The sequence below is a fragment of the Roseomonas marmotae genome, assembly GCF_017654485.1.
Lineage (GTDB): Bacteria > Pseudomonadota > Alphaproteobacteria > Acetobacterales > Acetobacteraceae > Pseudoroseomonas > Pseudoroseomonas marmotae.
In genome coordinates this window covers 546,906-566,416 of record NZ_CP061091.1, presented here as the reverse complement: position 1 = coordinate 566,416, position 19,511 = coordinate 546,906, and the positions used below count along the sequence as shown (strand labels likewise).

The 19,511-nt window shown below is 71.1% G+C and carries 15 protein-coding genes; 4 read left to right on the top strand and 11 right to left on the bottom strand.

Features of this window, described 5'->3' with window-relative positions:
* Positions 1-6: 6 nt before the first annotated feature.
* The 10 genes from IAI58_RS02660 to tsaE all read right to left on the bottom strand — a co-directional run bounded on the left by IAI58_RS02660 (position 7) and on the right by tsaE (position 12,332).
* Complete coding sequence (locus IAI58_RS02660) at positions 7-1,065, bottom strand: alcohol dehydrogenase (protein WP_208776012.1); 1,059 nt, start codon at positions 1,063-1,065, stop codon at positions 7-9.
* A 125-nt stretch (positions 1,066-1,190) separates the two neighbouring features.
* Positions 1,191-2,072 carry a carbohydrate ABC transporter permease gene (locus tag IAI58_RS02655; protein ID WP_207447225.1) on the bottom strand — a complete coding sequence of 294 codons (882 nt, stop codon included), beginning with the start codon at positions 2,070-2,072 and terminating at the stop codon, positions 1,191-1,193.
* Positions 2,065-3,030 (bottom strand): carbohydrate ABC transporter permease, encoded by a 966-nt coding sequence (locus IAI58_RS02650; protein WP_207447227.1) that lies wholly within the window; start codon positions 3,028-3,030, stop codon positions 2,065-2,067. The genes IAI58_RS02655 and IAI58_RS02650 overlap by 8 nt, the downstream gene beginning before the upstream one ends.
* A gap of 64 nt (positions 3,031-3,094) precedes the next feature.
* Positions 3,095-4,420, bottom strand: coding sequence for an ABC transporter substrate-binding protein (locus tag IAI58_RS02645; RefSeq protein ID WP_207447229.1), 1,326 nt, complete (start codon positions 4,418-4,420; stop codon positions 3,095-3,097).
* 58 nt (positions 4,421-4,478) lie between these two features.
* Positions 4,479-5,537 (bottom strand): ABC transporter ATP-binding protein, encoded by a 1,059-nt coding sequence (locus IAI58_RS02640; RefSeq protein WP_207447231.1) that lies wholly within the window; start codon positions 5,535-5,537, stop codon positions 4,479-4,481.
* 141 nt (positions 5,538-5,678) lie between these two features.
* Positions 5,679-6,650 (bottom strand): adenosylcobinamide-phosphate synthase CbiB, encoded by a 972-nt coding sequence (cbiB, locus tag IAI58_RS02635; protein ID WP_207447236.1) that lies wholly within the window; start codon positions 6,648-6,650, stop codon positions 5,679-5,681.
* Between the two features lie 309 nt (positions 6,651-6,959).
* Positions 6,960-10,028, bottom strand: coding sequence for a double-strand break repair protein AddB (addB, locus tag IAI58_RS02630; RefSeq protein ID WP_207447238.1), 3,069 nt, complete (start codon positions 10,026-10,028; stop codon positions 6,960-6,962).
* Between the two features lie 36 nt (positions 10,029-10,064).
* Entirely contained in the window at positions 10,065-10,790 is a 726-nt protein-coding gene (locus tag IAI58_RS02625; protein WP_237182896.1) for a nucleotidyltransferase family protein, read from the bottom strand.
* Positions 10,787-11,806, bottom strand: coding sequence for an aminoglycoside phosphotransferase family protein (locus IAI58_RS02620; RefSeq protein ID WP_207447239.1), 1,020 nt, complete (start codon positions 11,804-11,806; stop codon positions 10,787-10,789). The genes IAI58_RS02625 and IAI58_RS02620 overlap by 4 nt, the downstream gene beginning before the upstream one ends.
* A gap of 67 nt (positions 11,807-11,873) precedes the next feature.
* Positions 11,874-12,332, bottom strand: a complete 459-nt coding sequence (gene tsaE, locus IAI58_RS02615) for a tRNA (adenosine(37)-N6)-threonylcarbamoyltransferase complex ATPase subunit type 1 TsaE (RefSeq protein WP_207447240.1) — start codon at positions 12,330-12,332, stop codon at positions 11,874-11,876.
* A 178-nt stretch (positions 12,333-12,510) separates the two neighbouring features.
* Here tsaE and IAI58_RS02610 point away from each other — a divergent pair, with 178 nt between their 5' ends.
* Both IAI58_RS02610 and IAI58_RS02605 read left to right on the top strand, forming a co-directional pair.
* Complete coding sequence (locus tag IAI58_RS02610; protein ID WP_207447241.1) at positions 12,511-13,545, top strand: amino acid ABC transporter substrate-binding protein; 1,035 nt, start codon at positions 12,511-12,513, stop codon at positions 13,543-13,545.
* Positions 13,546-13,910: 365 nt separating this feature from the next.
* On the top strand, positions 13,911-14,963 hold the full coding sequence (locus IAI58_RS02605) for an NAD(P)/FAD-dependent oxidoreductase (RefSeq protein ID WP_207447242.1): 1,053 nt from the start codon (positions 13,911-13,913) through the stop codon (positions 14,961-14,963).
* An 82-nt stretch (positions 14,964-15,045) separates the two neighbouring features.
* Here the strand turns inward: IAI58_RS02605 and IAI58_RS02600 are convergent, their stop codons facing one another.
* On the bottom strand, positions 15,046-15,963 hold the full coding sequence (locus tag IAI58_RS02600; protein WP_207447243.1) for a metal ABC transporter substrate-binding protein: 918 nt from the start codon (positions 15,961-15,963) through the stop codon (positions 15,046-15,048).
* 140 nt (positions 15,964-16,103) lie between these two features.
* Between IAI58_RS02600 and IAI58_RS02595 the strand changes: the two genes are divergently transcribed.
* Positions 16,104-16,670: an AAA family ATPase gene (locus tag IAI58_RS02595; RefSeq protein WP_207447245.1), complete on the top strand. Its 567-nt coding sequence runs from the start codon at positions 16,104-16,106 to the stop codon at positions 16,668-16,670.
* Positions 16,671-16,843: 173 nt separating this feature from the next.
* A complete protein-coding gene (locus IAI58_RS02590; protein ID WP_207447247.1) occupies positions 16,844-19,507 on the top strand; it encodes a bifunctional diguanylate cyclase/phosphodiesterase in 2,664 nt (887 codons plus the stop codon).
* The last annotated feature ends 4 nt before the right edge of the window (positions 19,508-19,511 follow it).

The window sequence follows — 19,511 nt, the reverse complement described above, 5'->3', positions numbered from 1 at the left end:
CTTTGCTCAGACGGCCTCGGCCCGCAGCACCATGCGGCCGAGATTCTGGCCGTTGCGGAGCCGCTGCAGCGCCTCATTGGCCTGGTCCTGCGGCAGCTCCGTGATGGGAATGGGCGGCAGCCCGCCCTTGTTGGCCAGCGCCACAAGCTCCCGCAGGTCCCGCAGCGAGCCGACATAGCTGCCGCGCAGCGCCAGCTCCCGCATCGCCATCACCGGCAGGTCGACAGTCATCTCCCCACCGAAGAGCCCGACCTGCACCAGCGTGCCGCCCTTGGCGAGGGAGTCAAACAGCAGGCGCGCCGTCTCGGAGGAATTGACGAGGTCGATCGCCGCGCGCAGCGGGCCGCCGGCCGCCGCCGTCAGCCGGGCGGCGATGTCATCGCCCTTCGCCAGCACGGTGGTGCTGGCGCCGCCGGCGCGGGCGGCCTCCAGCTTCGCCTCGCTGACATCGGCGGCGATGATGGCCTCGTGCCCCATGGCCTTCAGCATGGAGACGGCCGAGAGCCCCAGCCCGCCCAGGCCCATCACCACCACCGGGATCTGCGGCGGCAGCGGCATCAGCTTACGGACGGCGGAATAGACGGTGATGCCGGAACAGGCATAGGTCGCGGCCAGCGCCGGGTTCAGCGCGCCGGGGTCCACCAGGTAGCGCGGATGCGGCACGATGACATGGGTGGCGAAGCCGCCGTCCCGGCGGATACCGATGGGCTTGGTATCCGGGCAGAGCTGGTCCTGCTCATCCCGGCAGCGGTCGCAATGGCCGCAGCCGACCCAGGGATAGACGATCCGCCGCTCCCCCACCGGGACCGGCCCCGCATCCGGCCCGGCCGAGACGATGCGGCCGACGATCTCATGCCCGATGGCCAGCGGCAGTGTCGCGCGCGTACGGTGTTCCAGCCGCCGGCCGCCGCCCAGCTGGTAATAGCCTTCCCAGGTATGCAGGTCGGAATGACAGACGCCGCAATGCGAGACCTCGACCAGGACCTCGGTCCCCTGCGGCTGCGGTGTCGGCCTGTCGATTTCCTGGAGCGGCGCTCCGTATTCCACCAGGGCCCAGCTGCGCATGGCGTTTCCTCCGTTCTTCCGGTTCGGCTGGGGAGGATGATAGCGGCTCCTGCGCGCCCATCCAGTTCCCCGCGGGAAACGAGCGCGTGTGGGAGGAGGCGCGCGGCCTCCTCCCGTGCCGTGGCTTATTCCTTCACCGCCCCTGTCAGGGAGGAGACGTAGTAGTCCACGAAGAAGGAATAGAAGATGGCAACCGGCAGCGAGCCCAGCAGCGAGCCCGCCATCAGCGCCCCCCACTGATACACATCGCCCTGCACGAGTTCCGTCAGGATCGCCACCGGCACCGTCTTGTTCTCCGAGGAGGAGATGAAGGCCAAGGCGTAGATGAACTCGTTCCAGGACAGGGTGAAGGAGAAGATGCCCGCGCTGATCAGCCCCGGCACCGCCAGCGGCAGGGTGATCTGCCGCAGGATCTGCAACCGGGTGGCGCCGTCGATCAGCGCGCATTCCTCCAGCTCATAGGGGATGGATTTGAAATAGCCGATCAACAGCCAGGTGCAGAAGGGAATCAGGAAGGTGGGATAAGTGAGGATCAGAGCGAAGGGGCTGTCGAAGAGGCCGAGCTGGAAGACCATGCTGGCCAGCGGGATGAAGAGGATCGAGGGCGGCACGAGATAGGCGATGTAGATCGCCAGCCCCACATAGGCCGAACCCTTGAACCGCAGCCGCTGGATGGCATAGGCGGCGAGCACGGAAGCCACCAGCGAGAGCACGGTGGAGCAGACCGCGATCAGCATGGTGTTGAAGAGCCAGGACGGGTAGCTGGTCTCGAAGAGCAGCTTCCTGATATTGGCCAGGGTGGGGCTCACCACCCAGAAGGGGTTGTAGTTCTTGTAGTCGTACAGCTCCGCATTGGGTTTGAAGGTCGTCACCGTCATCCAGTAGAAGGGGAAGAGCAGGATGACGACGAAGCAGATGAGCGGCAGATAGACTGTCACCACCCGCCGCTGGCGCGACTGCCAGGAGAGCAGGTCGGAGCCGTCATCCGCGGTGGCGGCCTTACTCATTGTCTTCTCCCTGCTGCCACTTGCGGCGGGCAAGGGCGAAATAGCTGAAGAGCGTGGCCAGGACCAGGAAGGGGATCATCGAGACCGCGATGGCCGCGCCCTCGCCCAATTGCCCGCCGGGAATGCCGCGCTGGAAGGCCAGCGTCGCCATCAGGTGGGTGGAGTTGATCGGCCCACCGCGCGTGATGGCATAGACCAGCTGGAAATCCGTGAAGGTGAAGAGGACCGAGAAGGTCAGCACCACCGCCAGGATCGGCATCAGCAGCGGCGCGGTGATGCGCGTGAAACGCTGCCAGGACGAGGCGCCGTCCAGCAATGCGGCCTCGTAGAGCGAGGGCGGGATGGTCTGCAGACCAGCGAGAAGGCTGATGGCCACGAAGGGAATGCCACGCCAGACATTGGCGAAGACCAGCGACCAGCGCGCGGCCCAGGGCGTGCCGAGGAAGTCGATATACTGGTCCAGCAGTCCCAGCTTATCCACCAGGATATAGGAGATGATGGAGAACTGCGCGTCGAACATCCACCAGAAGGCGATGGCCGAGAGCACCGTGGGCACGATCCACGGCAGCAGGATGACGGCCCGCAGCAGCGATTTCAGCGGCAGGTTCTCGTTCAGCAGCAGCGCCAGCCAGAGGCCGAGGCCGAATTTCAGCACCGTGGCCACCGCCGTGTAGAAGACGGTGTAGAAGACCGCTCCCCAGAAGACACGGTCGTGCCAGAGGGATTCGAAATTCTCGAACCCGATGAAATAGCCGCCGCGGCCGATATGCGTATCGGTGAAGGCCAGCCAGATGCCGAGGCCCAGCGGATAGGTCAGGAAGACCAGCAGCAGGCCCAGGGCCGGCGTCAGGCAGGCGATGACCAGGAAGGTCTTGGAATCGAAGAGCCGCGCCAGCCAGCCCTGATTGACCTGCGGGCGCCGCCAGTTGGTCGTGCGCTCAGTCGCGCTCACGGACATGGTTCATATCCTTGCAGGACAGCCGTGGGGTTTCCCCCACGGCCGCGCCGAACGGCAGGCCAGTTCAGCGGTAGTAGCGGCGGGCACGGCGCTCGGCCTCGCGCGCCGCATCCTCGGGCGTCGACTGGCCGGAGGAGGCGGCCGCGAACATCTGCACCACCACGTAATCCGCGGCGACCGAGCCGGAAGCCTGGCTGATCGGGCCCTTGTAGCCGGACCAGAAGGGCGTGGTGTTGGTGTCGCGATAGACGGCCAGCTTCGGGTCGTTCTTCCAGACCTCGCTTTCGGCATAGGCATTCAGCGGATGCGACCAATAGCCGCCGCAGCCGGTCAGCCAGGTGTCATACTGCTCCGCCTCCATCATGAAGCGCAGGTATTCCTTGGCCGCATTGGGGAATTTCGTGTGCTTGAACACCATGGCGTTCAGCAGCAGCACGTTTTCCGCCATCTGGCCGCCCGGGGCCAGCGGCATGCGGGCCATGCCGGTATCGGCGGCGACGGCCGCGGTCTTGGGGTCGTTCTTCAGCGAGAAATACATGGAGACGCCGTTCTGCGTCAGCCCGATCTCGCCCGCCGCATAGGCGCGGTTGTTGTTGACATCGCCCCAGGACAGCGTGCCGGGGATGAAGGTCTGGTACAGGTCCCGCGCGTATTTCAGCGCATTGATGGTCTCGGGGCTGTTGATGGCGACCTTGCCCTGCTCATCGACCACCATGCCACCATGGCTCCAGAGCAGCCAGTTGCAATAGGCATTGCCGTCGCCTACTGCATTGCCCAGTGCGAAGCCGGCCGGATGGCCATTGGCCTTCAGCGCCTGGCAGGCCTTGAGGAAGCCGGCATGGTCCGTCGGCAGGCTGTCGAAGCCCGCTTCCTTCAGCCAGGAGATGCGATAGACGCAGGGACCGCCGGAGCCGCCCATGGGCAGCGCGATCCACTGGTCCGTGCCCCATTTCTTGCCGAAGCGCTGTGGCAGAGCCATCCAGCCGCCGTATTTCTGGCCGAGGTAACTGGCCAGCTCCGTCAGGTCCAGCACCTTGTCGGCATAGATATGCGGGTCGTCCGCCCAGGCCACCACCACGTCCGGCCCGGCGCCGGTATTGGCGGCGACGGCGGTCTGCGGCCGCAGATCCTCCCAGCCCGCGAAATCCACGCGGATCTGCACGCCCGTCTGCTCGCTGAACTTCTGGGTGTTCTGGCGGAACACCGTCTCGTCGGCATCGACGAACTTGGTGGGGCGCAGCACGCGCAGGCTGGCACCCTTCTCGACTTCCAGCTTCGGCGCGGTGGCATTGCCCATGGGGATGGCGGCGCGGGACTGGCCGGGCAGCAGGCCGGCGGCCAGTGCGCCGGCGCCAAGCCCCAGAGCCCCGCGGCGTGTCAGGTCGTACATTCTTGTGGTCCTCCTCAGGGGGCGCCGCTTGTTCTTGAATGCGCCCATTTTTTTGCTGTCAGTTCAGACGCTGGCCTGTCTCGCCATGGAAGAGATGGGCGAGGGCCGTATCCGGCATGACATGGATGCTCTCGCCCACCCGTGCCGTGATGCGTTCCCGGAACGCACCCACCACCTGCGCCGTGCCGTTGCGGCCGGTCACCTGGGTTTCCGACCCCGTCGGCTCGATCAGCGACACCGTCAGGGGAATGCCGTCCTCGGTCAGGCGCAGATGCTCCGGCCGGAAGCCATAGGTGGCGCGTTGCCCTTCCACCGCCGAGGCCCCGGCAGGCAGGGGCCAGGGGCTCTCGCCGCCATCGGGGTGGAAGGTGCCGTCCCGCACCACGCCCGCCAGCAGATTCATCGCCGGGGAGCCGATGAAGCCCGCGACGAAGAGATTGGCGGGACGGTCGTAAAGCTCCAGCGGCGCGCCGATCTGCTCCACATGCCCGCCATGCATGACGACGATCTTATCGGCCATGGTCATGGCCTCGATCTGGTCATGCGTGACGTAGATGGTCGTGGTCTTCAGGCGCTGGTGCAGGTCCTTGATCTCCGCCCGCATCTGCACGCGCAGCTTGGCGTCCAGGTTGGAAAGCGGTTCGTCGAACAGGAAGACCTGCGGGTGGCGCACGATGGCCCGGCCCATCGCCACGCGCTGCCGCTGTCCGCCGGAAAGCTGGCGCGGATAGCGGTCCAGCAGCTTGTCCAGGCCCAGGATGCGGGCCGCGCGTGTCACTTCCGCCTCGATGATATCGGCCGGCGCCTTCGCCAGCTTCATCGAGAAGGCCATGTTGTCCCGCACCGTCATATGCGGATAGAGCGCGTAGTTCTGGAACACCATGGCGATGTCCCGGTCCTTCGGCGGGACGTTGTTGACGACGCGGTTGCCGATCGAGACCTCCCCGCCCGAGATATTCTCCAGCCCCGCGATCATGCGCAGCAGCGTGGATTTGCCGCAGCCGGAAGGGCCGACCAGCACCACGAATTCGCCATCCTCGATATCCACATTCACACCGTGGAGGATGGCGGTACTTCCGAAATTCTTGCGAACATCGCGGATATCGACGGTGGCCATTGTCAGGCGGCACCCTGCAGGCACGCCGGATCGTTTGCGCGGTAGCGCATTCTTCCTCGCCTCCCCTCTTCATGCCCACTTCACGCGGGCTTGTGGTGAGCCTAGGCATTCCGGCATCGGGCTGGCAACAACGCTCTTGCCTTAACCGAGCAGGAATGCCGCCGCCCAGGCGAGGGTCACGAGCTGGAGCCTGCAGGCCAGACGGTAGATCGCCAGGGCACGCCGCAGATCCGCGGCCGTGGCCTCGGCCCGGCCACGGCCCATCCAGCCATCCTCGACGCGCCTGCCGCCATAGACGCGCGGCCCCGCCAGCCGCAGGCCCAGCGCGCCGGCCATGGCCGCTTCCGGCCAGCCGGCATTGGGCGAGCGGTGATGCCGCGCATCCCGCCAGACCGCGCGCCAGGCGCCGCCCGCATCCATCCCCGGCAGCAATGCCGCCGCCAGCCAGATCCAGAAGGCCGAAAGCCTGGAGGCCGGCAGGTTGATCAGGTCGTCCAGCCGCGCCGCCGCCCAGCCGAAGGCGGCATGGCGCGCGGAGCGGTGGCCGATCATGCTGTCGGCGGTGTTCACGGCCTTGTAGAAGACCGCGCCGGGCAACCCGCCCAGGGCGCACCAGAAGGCCGGCGCGACCACGCCATCGGAGAAATTCTCCGCCAGGCTCTCGGTCGCGGCCCGCACCACGCCGGCTTCGTCCAGGCTCTGCGGATCGCGGCCGACGATCATGGAGACGGCGGTGCGGCCACCCTCCAGCCCATGCTCCTCCAGGCCTTCGGCCACCGCACCCACATGGTCATGCAGGCTGCGCTGAGCCGGCAGGCTGGCGGCCAGCACAGCCAGCACCGCCAGCCCGGCCCAGCCTTGCGGCAACAGCGCCCATTGCAGCAGGGCCGCCGGCAGCACCGCCACCAGCAGCAGGACCAGCAGCGCCACCACGCCCATCAGCCGCCGCCGCGCGAAGCTCTGCGCCTCGCTGTTCAGGTGCCGGTCCAGCGAGCCGATCAACGCGCCGAACCAGACCACGGGATGGCGGATCAGGCGGAAGAGGAAGGGTGGATAGCCCGCGAGCGCCTCGATCAACAAGGCGCCTGTCAGGATCAGGATGTTTGCCTGCATCGGTTGCTCTTGCGCCGGTTGGGGCCAAGGGGGCGCTGCCCCCTCGGAACCCCCGCCGGGGTGACAGTGCCACCCCGGACCCCGCCATTCCCTTTCTTTCGTGCCATGGTGGATGCGCCGGCGGTCATCGACCTCCGGCGGCCGCGGATTCGGCCCGCGTGAATTTCTGGAGAATGCGAAGGCACCTGCCGCCGGCATGAGGCTTCCGGCTGAGGCCTCGCGGAATCCGAAGCAGGGTCCGGGGTGGCACTGTCACCCCGGCGGGGGTCTCAGGGCAGTAGTGCTCCCTGGCTTCTGCCAGCCACTCCGTCACTCCCCCTCCGCGCTGCCCCATTCCGCCACCCGCGCCAGATGGTCATGGTCGCGCCGCACCGGGCTGCGGCGCGGATGCGGGCGGGCGGTGAAGCGGCGGTTGCCCAGCAGGAAGGCGCGCAGCAGCGCCTCGGTCTGGTCCAGCGCATCGGCGGCCAGGGCGGCGGGGTCACCCTTCACCGGCTTCACCTCGCCCGGCGTGCCGCCGCCGGAGAGGCGCCAGTAGGTCAGCGCGGAGACGGAGGCGGGCTCGATGCCCTCGAAGCCGCCGCGCTCGGCGATGGCGGCCTCCAGCGGCAGCTGCGGCGCGCGGCCATCGGCCACCTCGGAACTGCTGGGGGGTGTGCCGGTCTTGTAGTCGATCAGCGCCAGGCTGCGGTCGGCCAGCCGGTCGATGCGGTCGGCCCGCACCTTCAACGAGAGGCCGGTGCCCTGCAGCGTCAGCCTTCCCGCCACCTCGGCATAGCGGTGCATGATGCGGTGCCCGGCGGCCGCGGCGGCTTCCTGCGCCACGGCGAATTCGCCGATCCGCGCCAGGCGCGGGCGCCAGAAGGCCAGCAGGCCGGGCCGGGCGGCGGCCCGGGCCAGGGTATCCTCGGCAGCTTCCTGGAACCAGGCGTGCGCCTGCGCGGTGCCGGGCCAGGGCCTGCCGTCCAGCCGCCGCGTCCAGCCGGCCATGGTGTCATGCACGAGGTTGCCGTAGTCGCTGGCGCCGACCTCGGCATCCAGCGGCTCCAGCGGCACCAGGCGCAGCACGCGGCGGGCGTAGTAGCCATAGGGGTCGGCCACCAGGTCGGCGATCTCGGTGACGCTGATCTCGCGCGGGCGCGCCTCGGGCGGCGGGCAGGGGGAGGGGCGGGGGCAGGCGCGTACCTCGGCCGGCATGTCCAGCGCGGCGGCCCAGGCGGCGGCGGGGTTGCGCGGCAGGGCGAGGCCCTGGCCGCTCCCGTCGCGCTGCCCACCCAGGAAGGTCTCCAGCCGCGTCAGCCAGCGGGATGGCACGGTGGGGCTGCCGGCCCGCTTGCGCGCCCGCGCCAGCACCGCGTCGGGGGCGGAGGCGGCGGCCAGCAGGAAATCGGCGGCGACGCGGCCGATGCGCGCCTCGGGCTCCGGCAGGCCGAATTCGGCGCGCATGGGGCGGCTCATCCAGGGGCCGGGGTCGGTGGCCTGGGGCCAGACGCCTTCCTCCAGCGCGCCCAGCACGGCGAGGTCGTGATGCAGCAGCCGCGCCTCCAGCAGGCCGAGGATGGCGACGCGTGGATGCCGTCCGCCGGCCCGGCCCCGGCTGATCCGCACGCTGGGCGCCAGCGGGCCTTCCAGCGCCACGTCGAACAGGGCAGGCCAGGAGGCCGGGCTCATCGGCGCCAGCTCGCGGAAGGCGGGTTGCAGGCTGGCCAGATGCACGGCCAGCGGTTCGCCTTCCTCCCCGGCATAGAGGCGCAGCCCGCCGGGGCGGGTCTCGGTGGCGGCCAGCGCCTCGGCGGCGGCCAGATGCGCCTCCAGCAGGTCGGCCGGCGGGCGGGCCGGACCGTCGGGCAGTTCGAGGAAATCGCCCAGCGCGCGTTCCAGCGCGTCCAGCAGGTCCAGGGCGCGAGCCAGCAGGGGGGCATCCTTCTCGCGCCCCAGGGCCTCCCGCGCGCGGGCGCGCAGCCCGCGCATGCCGGGGGCGGGACGGGGGCCGCGCAGGGTGCGCCGCTCCAGCAGGCGCACCGCCTCCATCCAGGCCTGGCGCGACATGCCGCCGGCGGCCAGCGGGTGCTTGATCAGCGCCAGCAGCGGGGCCGGCGCGAAACCCTCGGCCACCGCGCGGGCGAGCAGGCGCAGGAAGGCGCCGGCCGGGGTCTCCCCCAGCGGCTGGCCGGCGGAATCATCGGCCAGGATGCCGTGGCGCGTCAGCTCGGCGGCCACGCGGCGCCCGAGGTCGCGGTCCGGGGTGATCAGCGCGGCGCGGGCGCCGGGGGTCTCCAGCGCCTGCCGCAGCAGCAGGGCGATGGAGACGGCCTCGGCCTGCACATCCGGCGCATCCAGCAGGGAAAGGCCGTCCAGCGCCGGCTTCCAGTATTCGGGCTGGCGGTCCAGCCAGGCATCCAGCCCGGCGGCGGGGCGCATGGCGCGGGCCAGCAGCTCGGCCCGGCGGGCCAGGGCCGGGTCGCCGGAGGGGCGGCCTTCCGGGGCGAGGCCCGGCGCGCCCAGCCCGTGCCAGGGGCGGATATCCTCCAGCACCGCGCCCATCTGCCGCAGCAGCCGGTACTGGCCGGCCAGGGGATGGGTGGGGCTGCCGGCGATGGCTTCCCACAGCTCGGCCGACATCTTCTCCACGCCGTCATGCAGGATGACGGCGCCGCGCGGCAGGGTGGCCACCACGCGCAGCAGCTCGGCGGCGGCGGGGATGGTGCCGCCCGCGCCGATACCGGCGGCGAAGACGGGGGCGGCGGGCGGGTGGTCACGCCATTCCTGCGCCTGGGCCTTCAGGGCGGCGACGCGGCGGGGGCCGATATCCATCAGCCCCTGTTCCTCCAGCCAGCCCTCCCAGGCCTCCACCACGCCGCGCAGGAAGGTGATGGTCACCTGCCAGTGGGTGGCGAATTCCTCCGGCACCAGCTCCGGCAGGCGGGCGGGGTCGCAGCCTTCCAGCGCGATCTCGTCCAGCAGCTCGCCCAGGGCGCGGGCCAGGCGCCAGGCCTGCTCCGGCCCGTTGGGGCCGCCGTAGCGGGGCGGCAGGCGCAGCACCAGCGAGGTCAGCACCGCCTGCCGGCGCGCGGCATCGACGGCGGGCGGCAGGTCCAGCAGCCCGGGCAGGGCGAGTTCGTCCGCATCCTCGACCGAGAGGCCGGTCAGCGCCCGCATCACCGGCAGCAGCATGGTGCGGCCATCGGCGCAGCGCAGGAAAGCCTCCCGCAGCGCCATGGCGGCGCGGCGGGTGGGCAGCAGGATGGTGACGCGCGAGAGCGCGGTGGGGTCCTGCCCCGCTTCCCCCATTTCCTCGATCACGCCCCGCGCCAGGGTGTCCAGAAAGGGCAGATGCGCGGGGATGTTGTAGAGGCCGAGCCGGCGCGTGCCGCTCATGGGGGCGGGACCTTCATCAGAAAACAGCGCCAGGCATCAGAACAGCGCCCGGGTCAGGCCGGTGGCCAGGGCGGCCTCGGCCACCCGCAGGTCGCCGGGGCGGGAGAGATGGAACCAGGCGCCGTCATGCACCAGGCCGTAGAGGCGCCCGGCCTCGATGGCCCTGCTCCAGGGCTCGCGCATGGAGAAGGACCCTTCCGGGCTGCCCTCCATCAGCCGGGGATGGACGATCTGCAAGCCCCCGAAGACATAGGGCGAGACCTCCCGCTCCTTCGGCCATCGGACACGGCCGAGGGGGTCGAGCAGGAAGTCGCCATGGCCGATCTCGCTGTCCACCTGGGAGGCGCGGACCATCAGCAGCAGCCCGTCCATCGTCTCCGGGTCGAAGCGGCCGGCAAGGCGGGCGATGGTGGAGACGGGGCCGTCCATCCAGTAGGCGTCGCCATTGACCACGAGGAAGGGATCCTCGCCCAGCAGCGGCAGGGCATTCCGCACGCCGCCGCCGGTCTCCAGCAGCGTATCCTCCGCCACCACCCGCGGCGGCTGCGGCCGGGCGGCGCAGACCTCCTCGATCCGATCCGGGAACCAATGGGCATTGACCACCACATTGCCGATGCCGGCTTCGTCGATCCGGTCCAGCGCGTGGTCCAGCAGGGTGCGGCCGGCCAGCGGCAGCAGGGGCTTCGGGCGCGCCTCGGTCAGCGGCCGCATGCGGGTGCCGAGGCCGGCGGCCAGGACCATGGCGGAGGAGAGAGAAGTCACGCGGCGGTATCCTTGAGGGCGGCGGGGTTCCGGCGCAGCTCCGGCGGCACATGCCGGTCCAGGAAGCGGCGCAGCGGCGCGGTGGCGGGGTGTTGCAGCGCCTGTTCCAGCAGCGCCCAGCAGCGAGGGCCGTGGCGCAGATAGGCGGGCTTGCCGTCCCGCCGCGCCAGCCGCACCCAGAGGGCGGCGACGCGCAGGTGGCGCTGCGCCGCCATGGCGGCCATGGCGGCGGTGAAGCCCCCGGCATCCAGGCCGGGGCGGGCGGCCAGATAGGCTTCCAGCGCGATGCGCCGCACCTCCGGCGCCACGTCCCGCCGCGCATCTTGCAGCAGGCTGACGAGGTCATAGGCGGGATGGCCGCGCGCCGCGTCCTGGAAGTCAATGATGCCGACGCGCCGCGCGCCCGGCCGGTCCGGCAGGTGCATCAGGTTCGCGGGGAAATAGTCGCGGTGGACGAAGCCATCGGCCCCGGCATGGGGTGAGAGCATGGCATGGAGCGCTGCCTCGAACTCGGCGCGGATGGCGTCGGAAGGCGCGGCGCCGAAGCTGGCGGGCCACCACCAGTCCAGGAAGGTCAGGCCGGCCATGCGCGTCATGGCCGGCGCCTCGTAATCCGGCAGGCCGGGCGGGGGCGGCGCGGCATGCAGCGCGGCCAGGGCCTCGGCGGCCGCCACGTAGAGCGGCAGCGGGTCGGCCCCGGCGTCCAGCAGCCCGGCATGGGTCTCCCGGCCCAGGTCCTCCACCAGCAGCAGCCCGTTCGCCCGGTCCTCCGCCAGCACCTCGGGCGCGGAGAGGCCGAGGCCGCGGATATGCGCGCCGATGCGCAGGAAGGGCAGCAGGTCCTCCTCCGGCGTCAGCCCGACCCGGGGGGCATCGGTGCAGTCCATCAGCAGGGCGGGGCGCGGCACCGCGCCGGAGAGGCGGGTGTAGCGGCGGTGGCCGGCATCCTGCGGCAGGGCGGCGCGGCTGGCCCGGCCATAGCCGGTGGCGTCCAGGAAGCGGTCGATGGCGTTCATGCTGCGGCGGGTTCCTGGCGGCACGGGCCGGTTTTGCCAAGCGCCGATCGCGTCTGGCTCGGTTGCATCACGCCCGCAGCGCCTCCAGCCGCGCGCCCCAGCCGGAGAGGGTGGCGGTGCGGGCATCGCCCTCGCCCGGCTCCAGCCGCAGCCGCAGGGCATCGGGCGGGGCCAGGTATTCCAGGCGCTGCGGCCATTCGACGATGACGATGCCGTCCCGCGCCTCCTCCCAGCCCAGCTCCTCCAGCTCCTCGGGGCCGGAGAGGCGGTAGAGGTCGAAATGATGCGCCACGCCCAGCGGCAGGTCATAGGCCTGGACCAGGGTGAAGCTGGGGGAGGGCACCTCCAGCCCCGCATCCCCCGCCGCCGCGCGCAGGAAGGCGCGGGCGAAGGCGGATTTACCGGCGCCCAGCGGGCCTTCCAGCAGCAGCGCGTCCCCCGGCCGTGCCAGGGCGGCGGCACGGGCGGCCAGGGCCTCGGTGGCGGCCAGGTCGGGCAGGGCGAGGGTCAGGGATTCCAGGGACATCGGCGCCGCCAATCTGCCCCGCCCGCCCCCACCACCACAAGGGCGGCGCGCGGCGGCGGAGCCGGGCTGTGAATATCTCATTGCTTGAACCTTGCGGGGCCGGGGCCGCAAGCCTATCCGCTGCCCCGGCCGACCATCAGCCTGCCTGCCGCCCTACTTCTCCAGAGGAACGACACCCATGCGCCTCCTGGCATCCCTCCGCCTCGGTGGCCTGAGCGCCGCGATGGCCCTCATGGCCCTGCCCTTCGCCGCGTCCGCCCAGCCCTCCGCCGATGTCGTCGGCGCCATCCGGGCCCGGGGCGCCCTGATCTGCGGCGTGACGCCGGCCACCGTGGGCTTCGCCACGCCCGGCTCCGACGGCCAGTTCCGCGGCATCGATGCCGATTACTGCCGCGCCATCGCCGCCGCCATGCTGGGCGATGCCGGCAAGGCCCGGATCACCCCCACCACCACCCAGCAGCGCTTCACCCTGCTGCAGTCCGGCGAGATCGACCTGCTCTCCCGCGTCACGACCTGGACCCTCTCGCGGGAGGCGGCGCTCGGCCTCGCCTTCGCGGCGGTCAATGTCCATGACGGCCAGGGCTTCCTGGTGAAGGCGGCGTCCGGGGTGAAGTCGGCCAAGGAGCTGGACGGCGCCAGCATCTGCATGCAGCCCGGCTCCACCACCGAGCTGAATGCCTCCGACTGGTTCCGCACCCAGGGCATGACGATGACGCCGGTGCTGATCGAGGACATCGAGGAAGCCCGCAAGGCCTTCTTCAGCGGCCGCTGCGACGCCTTCAGCACCGATGCCACCTCGCTGGCTGCGCTGCGCTACAACCAGGGCGCCAATGCCGACCAGTATGTGGTGCTGCCCGAGGTCATCTCGAAGGAGCCGCTGGGCGTGGCCGTGCGGAAGGGCGACTGGCGCTTCTTCGACATCGTCCGCTGGACCCATTTCGCCCTGCTGACCGCCGAGGAGCTGGGCCTGACCGCCGAGAATATCGACGCCCAGGCGAATAGCCCGAACCCGGATGTGCAGCGCTTCATGGGCAAGACCGGCGACCTGGGCAAGATGCTGGGCCTGGAGCGGGACTGGGCCGTGCGCGTGGTCAAGGCCGTGGGCAACTACGGCGAGATCTGGGACCGCAACCTGGCGCCGCTGGGCATCCAGCGCGGGCTGAACAACCTCTGGAACAAGGGTGGCGTGCATTACGCGCCACCGATGCGCTGAGGTTCTGAGACCCGGGGGGCAGCCCCTGGGAACCCCGGGCAAGGGCACGGCCTTTGCCCGGGCCGGAGTGGACACGCCACCCCGGGCCCCTTTCGGGTTCACCGGGCGAACCGGCGCCCGGGCATGGCGCCAAGCGCCTGAACCTTATGAATAAAACTTGTCGCAGGCTGATGCCCTGGCCGCTGAGGGGACCATGACCTCCGGCGCGCCATGGGCCAGCTCGTGGCGGAGCCCGGGATGGCGCCGTAGGCCCGGCCGGTACCCGGAGGGGCTGGGCCTCCTTGGCCTCCGGCGATGCGCCCCAAGGTTTCGGCGCGCCCCGATATGCCCTATGCACCCTGCCTTCGAGACGCGGAGACCCTCTGATGGCCGATGTCACCCACCCCGCCCCCGCTGCGCATGAGGCTGCCATTCAGGCGGATGTCGCCGTCATCGGTGCCGGCCCGACCGGGCTTTTCGCTGTGTTCGAATGCGGCATGCTGCGGATGAAATGCGTGGTGATCGACACGCTGGAGGCGATCGGCGGGCAATGCGCCGCGCTCTATCCCGAGAAGCCGATCTACGACATCCCCGCCCATCCGGCGATCGCCGGCGCCGAGCTGATCGCGCGGCTGGAGGAGCAGGCGCAGCCCTTCGCCCCCATCTACCTGCTGGGCCGCCGGGTGGATGCCCTGGCCGAGGACGGCGAGGGCGGTTTCCTGCTGCGCACCAGCCAGGGCGAGCAGGTGCGGGCCAAGGCCGTGATCATCGCCGCCGGGGCCGGCGCCTTCGGCCCCAACCGGCCGCCGCTGAACAACCTGGAGGCTTTCGAGGCCACGGGCGCGGTGCGCTACATGGTCTCCCGCCGGGAGGAGCTGCGCGGCAAGCGGGTGGTGATCGCCGGCGGCGGCGATTCCGCGGTGGACTGGGCGCTGAGCCTGAAGGACGTGGCGGCGCGGGTGACTGTGGTGCACCGCCGCCCCAAGTTCCGCGCGGCGCCGGAGAGCGTGGCGCAGATGGAAGCGGCCGCCGGGCGCGGCGAGATCGACCTCGCCATCCCCTACCAGCTGTCCCGGCTGGAAGGCACGGAGGGCGAACTGGAACATGTGGTGCTGGCGACCATGAAGGGGGAGGAACGCCGGGTGCCGGCCGACCACCTGCTGGCCTTCTTCGGCCTGTCGATGGAGTTGGGGCCGATCGCCGAATGGGGGCTGGGGCTGGAGCGCAGCCATGTCGCCGTGAACCCCGCGACGCTGGAGACCAACCGCCCGGGCATCCATGCCATCGGCGATATCGCCACCTATCCCGGCAAGCTGAAGCTGATCCTGCAGGGCTTCTCGGAGGCGGCGATGGCGGCCCATGCCATCCATCCCCGCATCTTCCCGGGCGAGGCGCTGCATTTCGAATACAGCACCTCCAAGGGCGTGCCGGGGGCCTGAGGGCAGGCAGCTCCCGCCGCCCAGGGCCTGCCGCCGCGCCGGCCGGGAGGCCGGCGGGCAGCCCGCGCGGGCCTGGGTGGCCTCAGCCCTCGCCCCGCATGGCCGGCACCAGCAGCCCGAGATTGTGGCGGAACATCGCCTCGTAATCCGGCGCCGGGCCATCGGGGGCGGAGAGGGCATCGGCATAGAGCCGGCCGCGCATCGTGACCTTCGCCTCGGCCGCGAGCCGCCGCAGGGTGGCGGGATTGGCCATGTTCTCCAGGAAGACGGCGGTGATGCCCTCCTGCCGCAGCAGCCGGATCAGCCGCGCCACCTGGGCGGCGGAAGGTTCGCTATCGGTGCTGACGCCCTGCGGCGCCAGGAAGCGCACGCCATAGGCCGCGCCGAAATAGCCGAAGGCGTCATGGCTGGTGACGACGCGGCGGCGCTCCTCCGGCACGCTGGCGATCTGCGCCCGCACCCAGGCATCCAGCGCCTCCAGCCGGGCGAGATAGGCTTCGGCGCGGCGCCGGTAGATCTCGGCGCCGGCGGGGTCGGCCTCGGCCAGGGCCCGGGCGATGTTGCGCGCATAGGCCTGGCCATGGCGCAGGTCCTGCCAGGCATGCGGGTCCACCGCCTCTCCGGCGTGATCGTGGTCATGGCCATGGCCGTGCTCCTCCAGCCGGCGCGGGCTGATGCCCTCGCTGGCCGTCGCCACCGGGCCTGCATAACCTGCCGAACGCACCAGCCGGTCCAGCCAGGGGTCGAAGCCCAGGCCGTTGCGCACCACCAGCCGCGCCCCGCGGATGGCCCCGGCATCCGAGGGGCGGGGCTGGAAGGCATGGGCATCCACATCCGGCCCCGCCAGCACGCGCAGGGCCACGCGCTCTCCACCCAGTTGCCGCACCATGTCGCCCAGGATGGAGAAGGAGGCGACCACCGGCACCGCCGTCCGCGCGGCGGCGCCCCGTGCCAGGAAGGGCGAGGCGAGGGAGAGGGCCAGCAGGCTGCGGCGGTGCATTACTCAGTCCCGTCATGTTATATCATAACATATGCCGCCTGATGGCGGGGAAGGCAAGCGGGCTACCATTCCACGACAAAGCGGAGATAGCCTGGATTCCCGCGGCCCGGCCCCCGTGGCCCCCGGGCAGGAGGTGGCGCATGCGTATCGTGGTGATCGGCATCTCCGGTGCCGGCAAGACCAGCCTGGCACGGCAACTCGCCCAGGAGATGCAGGTGCCGCATATCGAGCTGGACGCGCTCTACTGGGAGCCCGGCTGGACCGCCGCCGCGCCGGCGGCCTTCACCGCGCGGGCCGAGTCGGCCAGCGCCGGCCCGGCCTGGGTGGCCGATGGCAACTACCGGGTCGTGCGTCCCCTGCTCTGGGCGCGTGCCACGCATCTGGTCTGGCTGGACTACCCGCGGCCGCTCATCATGGCCCGCGTCATCCGCCGCTCCGTTGCCCGCCTGCTGGGGCGGCGGGAATTGTGGAACGGCAACCGCGAGCGGTGGCGGAACCTGCTGGAACCCGGCCACCCCATCCGCTGGGCCTGGACCCAGTGGCGCCCCTGGCGGCAGGGGGTGGAGGTGGCACTGGCCGGCGGGGCCTATCCGCACCTGGCCGTGCTGCGCCTGCGCCATCCGCGGGAACTGCCGGCCGCCCGCGCCACCCTGGTCCGTCGGGCCGGCAGGACGGCTCTGCCTCCCCGTCTGGTCGAGGAAAGATAAGCCCCCGCCTTGCCAGCCCTCTTCCCGTGCTTTTCCATCGGGATGATGGAGACGAGGTTCCGTGGAAGACCGGCTGCCCCAGGCTGGATGTTCCGCCGCGGTCATAATGCTGGCATTGGCGCCATCCCGCGTTGCCTCGCGCCGCGCGGGGCGGCACATCCGGGGATGTGCCCGTGAGCCTTCTCTCCCGACTGTTGCTGCTCGTGGCCGTCAGCGCCCTGCCCCCGGCGGCCCTGGAGGCTTGGCGCAATGTCGAGGAGCGGCGGGAGCAGAGGGCGGAGATCGCCGAACAGGCGCTGCGCCTGGCCCAGCTGGTCGCCGCCGAGCAGGGGCGCGTGGCCGATGGGGCGCGCCAGCTGCTGGCGGTCCTCTCCTCCATGCCGGCGGTGTGGGAACATGACGCGCCACGCTGCAACGCGGTGCTGCGGCGCCTGCGCGACCAGTTCCCGATCTATACCGCCATCGGCGTGGCCGATCCGGACGGGCGGATCTGGTGCAGCAGCGCCACGCCCGGCACGGATATCTCGGACCGGCCCGGCTTCCGCGCGGCGATCGAGAGCGGGCGCTTCTCGATCAGCGGCTATACCGTGGGCTCCGTCACCGGGCGGCGCACGCTGAACTTCACCCTGCCGCTCTATGGCGGCGAGATGCAGCTCGACGGCGTTCTCAGCGCGGGCCTGGACCTGGGCCGCCTCGCGGAGGATCTCGGGCGGACCGGCCTGCCGCCCGGCTCGCGGCTGATCGTTGCCAGCCCTTCCGGGGATGTGCTGGTGGATCTGCCGGATGGAAGCCTGTTGGGGCAGCCGCTGCCCCCGGGCCTGCGCCACCTGCTCGACGACCGCCATGCCGGAATCACCGAGGTGGAGGACCCGGCGCGGCAGATCCGCCAGGTGGTCGGCTATGTCCCCGCCGGGGCCGAGCCGGGGGCCGGCTTCCTCGTCGCCGTCGCGCTGGATCATTCCACGGCCTTCGCCGAGACGGAGCGGCGGTGGCAGCAGGGGCTGCTGGTCTCCCTGGCGGTGCTGGGCCTGACCCTGCTGGCGGCCTGGTGGTTCGCCACACGCTTCATCCGCCAGCCGCTGGCGCGGCTGGTGGCGGTGGCGGAACGCTGGCGCCAGGGCGACCTGAGGGCGCGGGCCGGGCTGATCGATCATGGCTCCGAGATCGGTCATCTCGGCAGGGCCTTCGACACCATGACCGAGGCCGTCGCGGAGCGCGAGCGGCGGCTGAGTGACATGCTGGAGAGCACGACGGATGGCGTCCTCGCCGCCGATACCGGCTGGCGCATCACCTTCGTCAATGCGCGCCTGGCCAACCGGCTGGGCCGGCCCGGCCTGCTCGGCCGGAATCTCTGGGAGGCATTCCCCGAGATCGCCGGCACTCCGGCCGGCGAGGCCTTCCGGCGGGCGATGACGGAGCGCGTGCCCGCCCATGTCTTCATGTTCCATGAGCCGAGCGGCGGCTATTTCGACCTGAGCGTTTTCCCCGCCGTCGATGGCGGCGTCACGAGTTTCAGCCGCGATGTGACCGAACAGGTCCGGGCGGAGGAGAAGCTCCGGCACATGGCCTATCACGATGGGCTGACCGGTCTGCTGAACCGTGCCGGCCTGTGGGAATTCGGCGAGAAGGAAGCCGCCACGCGGCAGCCCATGGCCGCGCTGGTGCTGGACCTCGAGGGCTTCAAGAATGTGAACGATACCGTCGGCCACCGGGCGGGCGACGACGTGCTGCGCGAGGCGGCCAGGCGGCTGGCCGGGCGGCTGGACAGCCAGGGGGCGCTGGCGCGGCTGTCCAACGACGATTTCGCGGCCCTGCTGCCGGGCATCGGCGGCCCGGAGGAGGCGGTGGCGGCGGCGCGGGCCTTGCAGTCCGCCATCGTGGCGGAGCCGTTCCAGGCCGGCGGCCGGGTCTTCCATCTGACATGCAGCGCCGGCTTGGCCTTTGGCGCGGCGGCATCCGGCGCGGCTTTCGACATGCTGCTGTCCGATGCCGACCTCGCCAACCAGCGGGCGAAGGCGGCGGGCGGCAGCCAGTGCCTGCTGTTCGACAGCAGCATCCGCGCGGAATACGAGGGCCGGCGCCTGCTGGCCGAGGAGATCGGCCGCGCCGCGCGCGAGGGCGAGTTCGAGCTGCACTACCAGCCGCAGATCCGCCTCGCCGATGGCGCGCTGGTGGGGGCGGAAGCGCTGCTGCGCTGGCGGCACCCGCTGCGCGGGCTGCTGCCCCCCGCCGCCTTCCTGGAGGCGCTGGAGGCCAGCCCGCAGGCCGTGGCCGTGGGCGACTGGATCATCGACGAGGCCTGCCGTCAGGCGTCAGAATGGCGCCGCGCCGGCCTGGAATTGCGGATCGGCGTGAACCTGTTCGGCGGGCAGCTGCGCGCCGGCGACCTGGCGGGGCGGATCGGGGCGGCGCTCGCCCGCCGGGGCCTGCCGCCGGAGGCGTTGGAGCTGGAGCTGACGGAGAATATCGCCCTGCGCCAGGACGAGGAGGTGCTGCGGCCGCTGCGGAGCCTCCGCGAGCGCGGCATCGGCATCGCTCTGGACGATTTCGGCACCGGCTTCGCCTCCCTGACGACGCTCAAGAACTTTCCGCTGACGCACATCAAGATCGACCGCAGCTTCATCTCCAACATCACCGGGAACACGCACGACCTTGCGATCGTGGAGGCGGTGCTGACGCTGGGGCGGCGCCTCGGCCTGCAGGTGATCGCGGAGGGGGTGGAGACGGCGGAGCAGGAGGCGATCTTGGCCGCCCATGGCTGCGCGGAGGGCCAGGGCTACCGTTATGGCCGCCCGATGCCGGCCGGGGAATTCCTGGAATGGCGGGGCGTGGAATAGCGGC

Coding starts and splice junctions, on each gene's coding strand:
- IAI58_RS02660 (WP_208776012.1), bottom strand. CDS start 1,065: ATGCGCAGCTGGGCCCTGGTGGAATACGGAGCGCCGCTCCAGGAAATC.
- IAI58_RS02655 (WP_207447225.1), bottom strand. CDS start 2,072: ATGAGTAAGGCCGCCACCGCGGATGACGGCTCCGACCTGCTCTCCTGG.
- IAI58_RS02650 (WP_207447227.1), bottom strand. CDS start 3,030: ATGTCCGTGAGCGCGACTGAGCGCACGACCAACTGGCGGCGCCCGCAG.
- IAI58_RS02645 (WP_207447229.1), bottom strand. CDS start 4,420: ATGTACGACCTGACACGCCGCGGGGCTCTGGGGCTTGGCGCCGGCGCA.
- IAI58_RS02640 (WP_207447231.1), bottom strand. CDS start 5,537: ATGGCCACCGTCGATATCCGCGATGTTCGCAAGAATTTCGGAAGTACC.
- cbiB (WP_207447236.1), bottom strand. CDS start 6,650: ATGCAGGCAAACATCCTGATCCTGACAGGCGCCTTGTTGATCGAGGCG.
- addB (WP_207447238.1), bottom strand. CDS start 10,028: ATGAGCGGCACGCGCCGGCTCGGCCTCTACAACATCCCCGCGCATCTG.
- IAI58_RS02620 (WP_207447239.1), bottom strand. CDS start 11,806: ATGAACGCCATCGACCGCTTCCTGGACGCCACCGGCTATGGCCGGGCC.
- tsaE (WP_207447240.1), bottom strand. CDS start 12,332: ATGTCCCTGGAATCCCTGACCCTCGCCCTGCCCGACCTGGCCGCCACC.
- IAI58_RS02610 (WP_207447241.1), top strand. CDS start 12,511: ATGCGCCTCCTGGCATCCCTCCGCCTCGGTGGCCTGAGCGCCGCGATG.
- IAI58_RS02605 (WP_207447242.1), top strand. CDS start 13,911: ATGGCCGATGTCACCCACCCCGCCCCCGCTGCGCATGAGGCTGCCATT.
- IAI58_RS02600 (WP_207447243.1), bottom strand. CDS start 15,963: ATGCACCGCCGCAGCCTGCTGGCCCTCTCCCTCGCCTCGCCCTTCCTG.
- IAI58_RS02595 (WP_207447245.1), top strand. CDS start 16,104: ATGCGTATCGTGGTGATCGGCATCTCCGGTGCCGGCAAGACCAGCCTG.